Annotated in this window: 7 protein-coding genes; 4 read left to right on the forward strand and 3 right to left on the reverse strand. The window is 68.8% G+C overall.

Features of this window, described 5'->3' with window-relative positions; translation table 11 throughout:
- Entirely contained in the window at window positions 1-3,492 is a 3,492-nt protein-coding gene (locus DYE23_RS20855; protein ID WP_115328053.1) for a TM0106 family RecB-like putative nuclease, read from the forward strand.
- The gene (locus DYE23_RS20860; protein WP_011893107.1) at window positions 3,473-4,876 is read left to right on the forward strand and encodes an NAD(P)/FAD-dependent oxidoreductase; all 1,404 of its coding nucleotides are present in this window, start codon (window positions 3,473-3,475) and stop codon (window positions 4,874-4,876) included. Before DYE23_RS20855 ends, DYE23_RS20860 begins: the two co-directional genes overlap by 20 nt.
- On the opposite strand, the gene DYE23_RS20865 is transcribed toward DYE23_RS20860, so the two are convergent.
- Window positions 4,873-6,699: an MFS transporter gene (locus tag DYE23_RS20865; protein ID WP_115328054.1), complete on the reverse strand. Its 1,827-nt coding sequence runs from the start codon at window positions 6,697-6,699 to the stop codon at window positions 4,873-4,875. The two genes, DYE23_RS20860 and DYE23_RS20865, sit on opposite strands and share 4 nt — an antisense overlap.
- 101 nt (window positions 6,700-6,800) lie before the next feature.
- On the reverse strand, window positions 6,801-8,075 hold the full coding sequence (locus DYE23_RS20870; protein ID WP_041787771.1) for a multidrug effflux MFS transporter: 1,275 nt from the start codon (window positions 8,073-8,075) through the stop codon (window positions 6,801-6,803).
- A gap of 143 nt (window positions 8,076-8,218) precedes the next feature.
- Between DYE23_RS20870 and DYE23_RS20875 the strand changes: the two genes are divergently transcribed.
- Together DYE23_RS20875 and DYE23_RS20880 are read left to right on the forward strand one after the other, a co-directional pair.
- Window positions 8,219-8,962 carry a hypothetical protein gene (locus DYE23_RS20875; protein WP_115328055.1) on the forward strand — a complete coding sequence of 248 codons (744 nt, stop codon included), beginning with the start codon at window positions 8,219-8,221 and terminating at the stop codon, window positions 8,960-8,962.
- A 259-nt stretch (window positions 8,963-9,221) separates the two neighbouring features.
- Window positions 9,222-13,025 carry a multifunctional oxoglutarate decarboxylase/oxoglutarate dehydrogenase thiamine pyrophosphate-binding subunit/dihydrolipoyllysine-residue succinyltransferase subunit gene (locus DYE23_RS20880; RefSeq protein ID WP_235660607.1) on the forward strand — a complete coding sequence of 1,268 codons (3,804 nt, stop codon included), beginning with the start codon at window positions 9,222-9,224 and terminating at the stop codon, window positions 13,023-13,025.
- A gap of 117 nt (window positions 13,026-13,142) precedes the next feature.
- On the opposite strand, the gene DYE23_RS20885 is transcribed toward DYE23_RS20880, so the two are convergent.
- Complete coding sequence (locus DYE23_RS20885) at window positions 13,143-13,496, reverse strand: DUF732 domain-containing protein (protein ID WP_013471140.1); 354 nt, start codon at window positions 13,494-13,496, stop codon at window positions 13,143-13,145.
- Window positions 13,497-13,499 lie beyond the last annotated feature (3 nt).

Genomic DNA, 13,499 nt, shown 5'->3' on the forward strand with positions numbered 1-13,499 from the left:
GTGTTCGTCGCCACCGACGCCGGCGTTGACCGCGTCATCTTCAGCGCCTCCGATCTCGCCGCCGCCGCGCGCTGCGAGTACGCGCTGCTGCGTTCGTTCGACGACCGGCTGGGACGCGGCCCGGCGGTCTCCGGCGCCGACGAACTATTGGCCCGCACCGCGACGCTCGGTGACGAACACGAGAAACGGCACCTCGACGAGCTCGCGCTGAGCACCGAGGTGACCGTGATCGGCCGTCCGGCCTACACCGTCGCGGGGCTGACGGACGCGGCCGGACAGACGCTGCGCGCCGTCGAGTGCCGCTCTCCGGTCATCTACCAGGCCGCGATGTTCGACGGGCGCTTCGCCGGGTTCGCCGACTTCCTGATCCTCGAAGACGGTCCCGACGGGCAGCGCTACCGGCTGCGCGACACCAAGCTGGCCCGCTCGGTCAAGGTCGAGGCCTTGTTGCAGATGGCGGCCTACGTCGAAACACTCACCGCCGCAGGCGTTCCCGTCGCACCCGAGATCGACCTCGTGCTCGGCGACGGCACCGCGGCCAGCTACCACGTCGACGAGTTGCTTCCGGTGTACCGGCCGCGACGCGACGCGCTGCAACGCCTGCTCGACGATCACCTCGCCGGCGGCAGGCCGGTGCGGTGGGAGGACGAGCACATCCGCGCGTGCTTCCGGTGCGCCGAATGTGAGACGCAGGTCCGCGCCCGCGACGACCTGCTGCTGGTGGCGGGCATGCGGGTCAGCGCACGGGCCCGGCTCATCGACGCCGGTATCACCACCGTGCACGACCTGGCCGCCCACCGGGGACCCGTGGCCGAGCTGTCGACCAGGACCGTCACCGCGCTGACCGCGCAGGCCCGACTGCAGATCGCCGACCGGGTCATCGAGAACGGCGCCGAGAAGCCGCCCTACGAGATCGTCGACGCGCAGCCGCTGATGGTCCTGCCCGACGCCGACAGAGGCGACCTGTTCTTCGACTTCGAGGGTGATCCGCTGTGGACCACCGACGGCCGGGACTGGGGTCTGGAATACCTGTGGGGAGTGCTCACCGTCGGTGGCGACTTCCAGCCCTTCTGGGCGCACGACCGCACCGAGGAACGCCAGGCGCTGCAGGATTTCCTGAAGTTCGTGCGCAAGCGGCGCAACCGCTACCCCGGCATGCACATCTACCACTACGCCGCGTACGAGAAGAGCACACTGCTGCGGCTGGCCGGCCGCTACGGCGTCGGTGAACACGAGGTCGACGAGCTGCTCCGCGACGGAGCGCTGGTCGACCTGTATCCCTTGGTGCGCAAGAGCATCCGGGTCGGCACCGAGAACTACAGCATCAAGTCCCTCGAGCCGCTCTACATGGGTAACGAGCTGCGCGACGGTGACGTCACCACGGCGACCGCATCGATCACCGAATACGCGCACTACTGCGAACTGCGCGACGACGGCAACGCCGAGGAAGCCGCGTCCGTGCTCAAGGCGATCGAGGACTACAACCACTACGACTGCCGCTCGACGCGCAGGCTGCGCGACTGGCTGATGAACCGCGCGATCGAGTGTGGGGTGCCGCCCCGGGGCCCGGTCCGCCCCTCTCCCGGCAGCGACAGGCCCCGGGCCGAGGTCGACGCCGTCGAGCGCACGCTCCTCAAGTTCGCCGGGGACGGCATCGAGGCGCGCACCCCCGAGCAACGCGCAGCCGCGATGATGGCTGCGGCCAAGGGTTTTCACAAGCGGGAGGACAAACCGTTCTGGTGGGGCCACTTCGACCGGGTGAACAACCCGGTCGAGGAATGGGCCGACGACAGCGACGTGTTCATCGCCGACCGCCACGAGATCGTCGAGGACTGGCACACACCGCCCCGAGCCCGCAAACCGCAGCGCCATGTCCGGCTGTTCGGCGAGATCGCCAACGGCGGGCTGGCCACCGATATGTACGCGCTCTACGACCCGCCGACGCCGGAAGGCCTGTCCGACGATCCGGACCGGCGGGGTTTCGCGTCGGTGACCGTCGCCGACTGCGACAACCCGGAGGCGCCCACCGAGGTCGTCATCGTCGAACGCCGGCCCACCGGCGGTGACGTCTACACGCAGGTGCCGTTCGCGCTGACCCCGGGTGCGCCGATCAGCACCGCACTGCTGCAGAACGCCGTCGCCGACACGGCCGCGCTGATCGCGGCGGGACTGCCGAACCTGCCCGCCGACGCGCTGACCGACATCTTCCTGCGTCGCCCACCCCGCACCCGCAGCGGAAATCCTCTGCCGCGCAGCGGCGATACGGTCGCCGACCTCACCGCCGCGCTGCTGGATCTCGACTCCTCCTACCTCGCTGTGCACGGTCCGCCCGGCACCGGCAAGACCTACACGTCGGGTAAGGTCATCGCGGCCCTGCTCACCGAGCACCAGTGGAAGATCGGTGTCGTCGCGCAGTCGCACGCGGTGGTGGAGAACCTGTTCGGCGACATCATGCGCGCGGGCGTGGACGGTGCGCGGGTCGGCAAGAAGCGTCACACCGTCAGCACCGGCTGGACCGAACTCGGGCGCGACGACTACGTGGACTTCCTGTGTCAGGGCGGATGCGTGGTCGGCGGGACGGCGTGGGACTTCGCCAACGCCACCAAGTTCGAGCGCGAGTGTCTCGACCTGCTGGTCATCGAGGAGGCCGGCCAGTTCAGCCTCGCCAACACCGTCGCGGTGGCCCGCGCGGCACGGAATCTGATGCTGCTGGGCGATCCTCAGCAGTTGCCCCAGGTCAGCCAGGGCACCCACCCGGAACCGGTCGACGGCTCCGCACTCGGCTGGCTCGTCGACGGCCACGCCACGTTGCCGCCCGAACGCGGCTACTTCCTCGACCGGTCCTTCCGCATGCACCCGGACGTATGCCGCGCGGTGTCGCGGTTGTCCTACGACGGTCGGCTGCTGTCCTACGAAACCGTCACCGCTGCACGGCGTCTCGACGGCGTCGCCCCGGGTGTGCGGACGCTGCCGGTCAGCCACCTCGGGAACGCCACCGAGAGCCCCGAGGAGGCCGACGCCATCGTCACCGAGATCAGGCGTCTGCTGGGCGCCGCATGGACGGACGCCGCATCGACGGACACCGACACCACCCGCCCGCTCGACCAGACTGACGTCCTGATCGTCACCCCCTACAACGCCCAGGTGGTGCTGCTGCGCCGTCGCCTCGACGCCGCCGGACTGACCCGGGTGCGGGCCGGCACCGTGGACAAGTTCCAGGGCCAGCAGGCCCCGGTGGTGTTCGTCTCGATGACGGCCTCCTCGATCGACGACGTCCCGCGCGGAATCTCGTTTCTGCTCAACAGGAACCGGCTCAACGTCGCGGTGAGCCGGGCGAAATACCTCGCGGTGGTCGTGCGGTCCGAGCATCTGACCGACTACCTGCCCGGAACCCCGGACCGCCTGGTGGAGCTGGGCGCATTCCTGTCACTCACGTCGGGGACGGCCGGTGTACCCGGTAGCGTGGCCTGCGATGACCGGCATCGAAGCTGACTATCTCGTCGTCGGGGCGGGCGCGATGGGGATGGCCTTCGTCGACACGCTGCTCGCCGAGACCCGCGACGCCGGGACGACGGTGGTGCTCGTCGACGAGAACCACCAGCCCGGCGGGCACTGGAACACGGTGTATCCCTTCGTCCGGCTGCATCAGCCCTCTGCCTACTACGGGGTGAACTCCGAGCCCCTCGGCGACGAGGAGGCGATCGACCGCAGCGGGTTCAACGAAGGCTTCTTCGAACTCGCCAGCGGCCACGAGGTCTGCGCGTACTACGACCACGTCATGCGCAATCACCTGCTGCCGACGGGTCGGCTCACCTATCTGCCGATGACGCGCTACCTGGGCGACAACCGGATCCGCACGCTCGACGGAGCCGAGCAGACCGTGACCGTGCGACGCCGCACCGTCGACGCGACCTACCTGCTGACCGTGGTGCAGTCGATGCGCTCGGCACCGTTCTCGGTCGCCGACGGGGTCGAGGTCGTCGCCCCGAACGACCTGCCCCGCCGCGCACCCCACCACGACCACTACACGGTCGTCGGCGGCGGCAAGACGGGGATGGACTGCTGCCTGTGGCTGTTGCGCAACGGCGTCCCCGCCGACGCCGTGCGCTGGGTGCGGCCCCGCGACTCCTGGCTGCTCAACCGCGCCCACATCCAGCCCGGGGAGCAGTTCGCCCCGCAGTTGCGCGACGCGATGGCCGCACGCATGCAGGCGATCTCCGAAGCGGCCTCGGTGGAGCACCTGTTCACGCTCCTCGAGGACGCCGAGGTGCTGCTGCGGCTCGATCCGTCGGTGTGGCCGACGATGTACCACTGCGCCATCGTGTCGCAGCGCGAGCTGGAGTACCTGCGGCGCATCGAGGACGTGGTGCGCCTCGGGCACATCGAGCACGCCGAACCCGACCGGGTCCGACTCACCGGTGCGACCATTCCGGCGACGCCGTCGCTGTACGTCGACTGCACCACGCAGGGGCTGCCCCGCCCGCCGTCGGTGCCGGTGTTCGACGGCGACCGGATCACCCTGCAGAGCGTGCGCAGCTGCCAGCAGGTGTTCAGCTCGGCGTTCATCGCGCACGCCGAGACGACCTTCAGCGATGACGACACCCGCAACGCGCTCTGCGTCCCCGTCGTGCACCCGGACGCGCCGATCGACTGGCTGCGGCACATGTCCGAGGACAATGCAGCGTCGATGCGGTGGATCCGTGACCCGGAGCTGATGACGTGGCTCAGGACGGCGCGGTTGAATGCGGCACGTGACCTGTTCCCGGTCTTCCCGCCCGGCAAGGAGCGGGTGCGCGACAAGGCGATGGGCGCGCTCGCGGTGGCGTTGCGGAAGACGAACGAGGAGCTGGCCGCGCTGATGGCCGGGGCCTCCTAGACGCGCGGACCTCCGGGATGCTCCGCATCGGCCGATCCGACGCCGTTGCGCGGAGCGCCCGGTGGCGACGAGACGTCGAGGAGTTGGTCGACGAGGTCGCGCCACTGCTGAGACGGCGTCGAGTCGGCAGGTGCGGGCGGCGCCTCGACAACGGTGTCGAGCACGTCGGTGATGTCTTCAGTGAAGTCGTCAGTGATGTTGTAGGCCGCCCCGTCCGCCGTGCCGTCGGTGGCGAGCCTGTCGAACTCCTCGCGCGACACCTCGTACTCGACGTAGTCGTCCTCACCGTCGGCCCAGTCCAGCGGGTGGTCGGGGTCGAACGGCTCGAGCGGTTCCACGTCCGGTGCGGGCGGTGCGGCGGCGTCGCGGTCGCCGAGCAGGTCGAACAGGAACAGCGCCGCGATGACCCCGAACAGCGCGACGAACGCGGGCAGCAGCATCGACTGCGACATCGCCAGGGCGAACGGTTCGCGCAGGAACTGCGGGAGGGCGGCCACCTCGCCCTCGGACTGCGGCACCGCGTCGGCGCCCGGGATCTTGGTCGAGAGTTCCGAGGACATCAGCGCGGCCATCCCCGCGCTGCCGAGTACCGAGCCCACCTGGCGGGTGGTGTTGTAGACGCCCGACCCCGCCCCGGCCAGGTGCGGCGGCAGGTTACGCGTCGCGGTCGCCGCCAGCGGGGACCAGATGAACGCCATCGCCGCGCCCATCGCGGTCAGCGGCAGCAGCAGTCGCCAGATCGGCGTGGTCGGCGTCATCTCGATCGACAGCCACGTCACGCCGATCGCCATCAGTGAGAAACCGAAGCCGACCACCGATCGCGGATGCGCGCGGTCGACCAGCTTGCCCACGAAGGGCGCGAGCACCCCGGTCGCCACCGCCATCGGCGCCGTCAGCAGGGCCGCCCGCGTCGGGGTGAGCCCGCAGACCGCCTGCGCGAAGAACATCAGCGGCAGGATCATGCCCGTCGCGACGAACCCGATGGTCGCCACACCGAGATTCGACATCGAGAAGTTCCGGTCCCGGAAGATCACCAGCGGGATGAGGGCGCCGGCGGTGTTGATCGACTGCCAGTACACGAACGCGGCCATCACCGCGACGCCCGCCAGCACCGTCGCCCAGATCCACAGCGCCCAGCCGTGGCTCTGCCCCTCCTGCAGGGCGAACACGATCAAGAACAGCCCCACACCCGACAGCACGACGCCGGGCACGTCGAACCCCTGGCGGACCGGGTTCGGCAGCGCCGGCACCAGCCGAAGGGCCATCACCAGCCCGACGATGCCGACCGGGACGTTGACGATGAAGATCCACTGCCAGCCCAGGCTGTCGACGAGGACACCGCCGGCCAGCGGGCCCACCAGCGTCGCCACCCCGGCCGTCGCACCCCAGACGCTCATCGCCACGCCGCGGCGGTGCGCGGGGAACGTCCGGGTGATCACCGTCATCGTCTGCGGGGTCAGCAGCGCCGCGCCGACACCCTGCACGACGCGGGCCGCGATCAGCATCCCGATCGAATCGGACAGGCCACACCACAGCGATGCCACGGTGAACACCGTCAGGCCGACCATGTACACGTTCTTGGGCCCGTACCGGTCGCCGAGGCGACCCGACACCAGCAGCGGAACCGCATACGCGAGCAGGTAGGCGCTCGTCACCCAGATCACGGCGTCGTATCCGGCGTTCAGGCTCGCCATGATCGCCGGATTGGCGACCGCGACGATCGTCGCGTCGACCAGGATCATGAAGAACCCGATCAGCAGTGCCCACAGCGCCGGCCACGGGTTGGTGGTACCGGCAGCGCGCGACGTCACCGTGTCAAACATGGTGGGAGCACACAGGAATCACTGGACAGAAGAAACATTTCGGCCCGACGCTACGGTCCGCCCGGGTGCTCCGACAAGTCAGCGGCGGTGCGCCGCGCGGGTCACGCGGGTTCTGCGACGGCCTCGTCCGGGACACGCGCGGGTTCGGTGTTGCGATGCGCGCCGGTCACCAGCAACGCGCCCAGCGCGATGATCACCCCGGCGGCCATCACCACCGCCATTGCGAGCTCGTCGTTGCCGAGCACCCCGACCACCGGGGCGATCGCGGCCCCGCCGCCGAACTGGACCGCGCCCAGCAGCGCCGCGGCAGTACCCGCGGCGTCCGGGTGACGGGTCAGCGCCACCGCGGGAGCGTTCGGGATCACCAGACCCATCGCGGCGAGGATCGCCCACACCGGGATCACGAAGCCGAACACCCCTCCGACACCGGCCGCGGCCAGCGCCACGAAGACGAGCCCGAACACCGAGCTCGCCGCCAGCGCCCAGACCATGATCTGCTGCGGCGTGAACCGCTTCAGCAGGATCACGTTGCACTGGGTGGTGCCGATCAGTGCGACGGCACCGGCACCGAACACCAGCGCGAAAGCCGTCTGATCCAGACCGAACCGGCCCTGCAGCACGAACGAGGCGCCGGCGATGTAGGCGAACAGGCCCGACATGCCGAGCGCGGCGACGAGGACGAGGATCACGAAGCGGGCGTCACGCACCAGCTCCAGGTAGGTGGCGGCGATGCCCCTCACCTTCAGCGGGCGCCGGTGATCGACCGGCAGCGTCTCGGGAAGCGCGAGCACGGCCATCACCAGCAGCGCGGCGGCGACCACCACCAGCGCGGCGAACACCCAGTGCCAGGAGCCGTGCAGCAGCACGGCCGCACCCAGAGACGGGGCCAGCACCGGTGCGACGCCGAGCACCAGCATCAGACGTGACATCACGGTCGCGGCGGCATTGTCCTTGTAGAGGTCACCGACGACGGCGATCGCGACGACCATGCCGGCCGCCGCACCCATTCCCTGCAGGCCCCGGGCGATACCCAGGACCGTGATGGTCGGCGCGAACATGCACAGCAGCGACGCGACCATGTGCAGGACGATGCCGGCGAACAGCGGCTTGCGGCGTCCCAGCGAATCCGACAGCGGCCCGATCACCAGCTGTCCGATCGCGAGCCCGGCGAGGGTCCCGGTCAGGGTCAACTGAGCGACCGACGAGGACACCGACAGCTCCTCGCCGATCTTCGGCAGCGCCGGCAGATACATGTCGATCGTCAGCGGGCCGAGCGCGACGAGCAGCCCGAGCACGATGATCATCCTGGTGCGACTCGGGGGCCCGGCCGATTCCGGCGACTGCGCCTTCAACTTCACGTCCGGGGATATTGCCATGAAGTTGATTAGCGACACTTCCCATTAATTTCTTCCCCATCTCGGGAAGAGTGACCGCGATCACCCCCGGGCACGCGCCGCACACCGCCGTTCGTTCGACAGGCGTTAGCCTGAAGTCAGGTTCACACAGGGAGGTAGAGCCCATGAGTGCCAGGTCGCGCGCCAAGAACCAGTCGCCTGCGGTCACCGATGAGGACGCCGGCGTCGCCGCCCGGGCGCTCTCCCAGATCATCGAGCGCGGTGCCCGCCTCCAGGGACCCGCGGTGCGGGCCTACGTGGCGCGGCTTCGGGAGAACAGCCCCGAGGCCTCCCCCGCCGACATCATCACCAAGCTCGACACCCAGTACATGGCCGCGGCGATGGCCAGCGGCGCCGCCGTCGGCTCCGCGGCGGCCTACCCGGGGATCGGCACCCTGGTCGCGATGTCCGCGGTCGCCGGGGAGACGGTGGTGTTCCTCGAAGCGACCACGCTCTACGTCCTGGCCATGGCCGAGGTCCACGGCATTCCCGCCGAGCACCGCGAGCGCCGCCGCGCTCTGGTGCTGTCGGTGCTCGTCGGCGAGGACAGCAAGCGGGCCGTCGCCGATCTGCTCGGACCGGGCCGCACCAGCGGCGCCTGGGTGTCCGACGGCGCGGCGACGCTGCCACTGCCCGCGCTGTCGCAGCTCAACACCCGGTTGCTGCGCTACTTCGTCAAGCGCTACACGCTCAAGCGCGGAGCGCTGGCATTCGGCAAGATGCTGCCCGTCGGCATCGGCGCGGTCGTCGGTGGTGTCGGCAACAGGCTGATGGCCAAGAAGATCGTCGGCAACGCCCACACCGCGTTCGGCAACCCGCCCGCGCGCTGGCCGTCACCGCTGCATCTGCTGCCCGCACCACGCGACTGAATCGCGCGCCCGACGGGTACCGACACACCGTCCGGCAACGCGCGGCGGTGACCTCAATGACCATAACCGCGTTGGCTGGTCGACCCCAGGACAGAAGCGCTAGCCTCTATTACGGCAGAGACGCGGGATCACCGCACACCGGGTTGACAAAGGGGAGGCCGGCTGCCGCGGGGCGCCGGCCCGAAGCGAAGAATTGAGGCGAACAAAAGCCGTGAGCTCACCTTCACCATTCGGTCAGAACGAGTGGTTGGTCGAAGAGATGTACCGCAAATTCCGCGAGGATCCGTCGTCGGTCGACCCGAGTTGGCACGAGTTCCTCGTCGACTACTCCCCTGAACCCACCAACGAGCCCGCCACGAGCACGCGCCCGAGCTCCAACGGAAAGCCCGCCGCCAAGGCGCCGACCTCACCTGCCGAACCCGCCCCGGCCCCGAAGCCCACCGGCACCAACGGCTCCACCGCACCGGCGAAATCCGACAAGCCCGCCGCCAAGTCGCCGGAGAAGCCGGCCGCGAAGTCGTCGTCGTCGGAGAAGCCGGCCGACAAGACCGCGCAGAAGACCACCGACAAGGCCGCGCAGAAGACGGAATCCAAGACCGACGGCAAGAGCGCCGAGAAGGCTGCGCCGGCGAAGACGTCCGAGAAGAGCGCCCCCGCGGCAGCCTCCGAGGACGAGTCGCAGGTGTTGCGCGGTGCGGCCGCAGCGGTCGTGAAGAACATGTCCGCATCCCTGGACGTACCGACGGCCACCAGTGTGCGGGCCATCCCGGCCAAGGCGATGATCGACAACCGCATTGTCATCAACAACCACCTCAAGCGCACCCGCGGCGGCAAGATCTCGTTCACCCACCTGCTCGGCTATGCCATCGTGCAGGCGGTCAAGAAGTTCCCGAACATGAACCGGCACTTCGCCGAGATCGACGGCAAACCCAACGCGGTCACGCCGGCCCATACAAATCTGGGTCTGGCGATCGACCTGCCGGGCAAGGACGGCAAGCGCACACTGGTCGTCGCGGCGATCAAGAACTGCGAGACGATGCACTTCGGGCAGTTCATCGCCGCCTACGAGGACATCGTGCGTCGTGCCCGCGACGGCAAGTTGACCGGCGAAGACTTTGCGGGCGTGACGATTTCGCTGACGAACCCCGGCACGATCGGCACCGTCCACTCGGTGCCGCGGCTGATGCAGGGCCAGGGCGCGATCGTCGGCGCGGGTGCGCTGGAGTACCCGGCCGAGTTCCAGGGCGCGAGCGAGGAGCGCATCGCCGAGCTCGGCGTCGGCAAGCTGATGACGCTGACGTCGACCTACGACCACCGCATCATCCAGGGCGCCGAGTCGGGTGACTTCCTGCGCACGATCCACAACCTGCTGCTCGACGACGAGTTCTACGACGAGATCTTCCGCGCGCTCGGCATCCCGTACGAGCCGGTGCGGTGGCGCATCGACAACCCGGACTCCATCGAGGACAAGAACGCCCGCGTCATCGAGCTGATCGCGGCCTACCGCAACCGCGGCCATCTGATGGCCGACATCGACCCGCTGCGTCTGGACAAGACCCGCTTCCGCAGCCACCCCGACCTCGACGTCAACACCCACGGGCTGACGCTGTGGGACCTCGACCGCGAGTTCAAGGTCAACGGGTTCGCGGGCCAGACGAACAAGAAGCTGCGCGACATCCTCGGCCTGCTGCGTGACGCGTACTGCCGCCACATCGGCGTCGAGTACACCCACATCCTCGAGCCCGAACAGCAGCAGTGGCTGCAGGACCGCATCGAGATCAAGCACGCCAAGCCGACCGTCGCCGAGCAGAAGTACATTCTGTCCAAGCTCAATGCCGCCGAGGCGTTCGAGACGTTCCTGCAGACCAAATACGTTGGGCAGAAACGCTTCTCGCTGGAAGGCGCCGAGACCGTCATCCCGATGATGGACGCCGCGATCGACCAGTGCGCCGAGCACGGGCTCAACGAGGTCGTCATCGGCATGCCGCACCGCGGCCGGCTCAACGTGCTGGCCAATATCGTCGGCAAGCCGTACTCGCAGATCTTCACCGAGTTCGAGGGCAACCTGAACCCGTCGCAGGCGCACGGCTCCGGCGACGTCAAGTACCACCTCGGCGCCAACGGCACCTACATCCAGATGTTCGGCGACAACGACATCTCGGTCTCCCTGGTCGCCAACCCCAGCCACCTCGAGGCCGTCGACCCGGTACTCGAAGGCATCGTGCGCGCCAAGCAGGATCTGCTCGAAAGCGGTGAGGAAGCCGACGGCGGCGCAGGCGACTTCACCGTCGTGCCGATGATGCTGCACGGTGACGCCGCGTTCGCCGGTCAGGGTGTGGTCGCCGAGACACTGAACCTGGCGCTGCTGCGCGGCTACCGCACCGGCGGCACGATCCACATCATCGTCAACAACCAAATCGGCTTCACCACCTCGCCGACGGACTCGCGTTCCTCGGAGTACTGCACCGACGTCGCGAAGATGATCGGCGCGCCGATTTTCCACGTCAACGGCGACGACCCCGAAGCCGCGGTGTGGGTGGCCAAGCTCGCGGTCGACTTCCGGCAGAAGTTCAAGAAGGACGTCGTCATCGACATGCTGTGCTACCGCCGGCGCGGGCACAACGAGGGCGACGACCCGTCGATGACCCAGCCGTACATGTACGACGTGATCGACACCAAGCGCGGTGTCCGTAAGACCTACACCGAAGCGCTCATCGGCCGTGGCGACATCTCGATGAAGGAAGCCGAAGACGCGCTGCGCGACTATCAGGGTCAGCTCGAGCGGGTGTTCAACGAGGTCCGCGATCTGGAGAAACACGAGATCGAGCCGAGCGCCTCGGTCGAGTCCGACCAGATGGTCCCCGCGGGCATGAAGACCGCGGTGGACAAGTCGCTGCTCGCCCGCGTCGGTGACGCGCACCTGGCGTTCGGCGAGGACTTCAACGTGCACCCGCGCGTGAAGCCCGTGCTGGAGAAGCGCCGCGAGATGGCCTACGAGGGCAAGGTCGACTGGGCGTTCGCGGAACTGCTCGCACTCGGCACGTTCCTGGCCGAGGGCAAGACCATCCGGTTCACCGGCCAGGACACCCGCCGTGGCACGTTCACGCAGCGGCACGCGGTGATCATCGACCGGCAGAGCGGCCGGGAGTTCACCCCGCTGGACCTGCTGACCGTCGACACCGACGGCAACCCGACCGGCGGCAAGCTGATGATCTACGACTCGGCGCTCTCGGAGTTCGCGGCCGTCGGCTTCGAGTACGGCTACTCGGTCGGCAACCCCAACGCGATGGTGCTGTGGGAGGCGCAGTTCGGCGACTTCGTCAACGGCGCGCAGTCGATCATCGACGAGTTCATCAGCTCCGGTGAGGCCAAGTGGGGCCAGCTCTCCGACGTGGTGCTGCTGCTCCCGCACGGTCACGAGGGCCAGGGACCGGACCACACGTCGGGCCGCATCGAGCGGTTCCTGCTGCTGTGGGCCGAGGGCTCGATGACGATCGCGGTGCCCTCCACGCCGGCGAACTACTTCCATCTGCTGCGCCGCCACGGCCTCGACGGGATCCACCGTCCGCTGATCGTGTTCACGCCGAAGTCGATGCTGCGCAACAAGGCCGCCGTCAGCGATCTGCGGGACTTCACCGAGGCGAAGTTCCGCTCGGTGCTCGAAGAGCCCACCTACACCGAGGGCACCGGCGACCGCTCGAAGGTGACGCGGGTGCTGCTGACGTGCGGCAAGCTCTACTACGAGCTCGCGGCACGCAAGAGCAAGCAGGATCGCGACGACGTCGCCATCGTGCGGCTCGAGCAGCTCGCGCCGCTGCCGAAGCGTCGCCTCGCCGAAACCCTGGACCAGTATCCGAACGCCGAGAAGTTCTTCTGGGTGCAGGAGGAGCCGGCGAACCAGGGCGCCTGGCCGACGCTGGGTCTGACGTTGCCCGAGGTGCTGCCCGACAAGCTCGCCGGCATCAAGCGGATCTCGCGGCGGGCGATGTCGGCGCCGTCGTCAGGTTCGTCGAAAGTGCACGCCGTCGAGCAGCAGGAGATCATCGACGAAGCGTTCGCCTGACCTTCGGAGCCTTCGGACTTGCACCCGGCCTTGCACCGCGAGCGCGCATGTCTGCACGCCGACGCGCCGTGAATCGCGAGCACCCTGCGCGCGCTCACGGCCGTCGAGCGGCGGCGATCAGCGGAAGAACGAGAACGGCACCCCGTCGGTCATCGCATCGACCGCGCGCGGGCAGAAGATCGAGATGGCCAGCCCGGTGAACATCGTCGCGGGGCCGAGCGGACGGCCGAGCGCCTCCGAGACGTCCGCGGCGACGTTGGCGGCGTTCTGGCCGGGCTCGGACAGCATCGGGCACACCGTCTGACCGACCCGAACCGCCGTCGCCGGATCGATGTCTCCGAGGCGGTAGTGCTGCAGCGTCGAGATGAACGCGTCGGTCGCCGGGTCGGCATGGGCGGGCGGCGCCGACAACGTCGCGGCCATCGCGGCCGAGGCGACGAGCGCGGCCACGACCGGGTAGGTCAACTTCATGCC

The organism is Mycolicibacterium gilvum, assembly GCF_900454025.1.
GTDB lineage: Bacteria > Actinomycetota > Actinomycetes > Mycobacteriales > Mycobacteriaceae > Mycobacterium > Mycobacterium gilvum.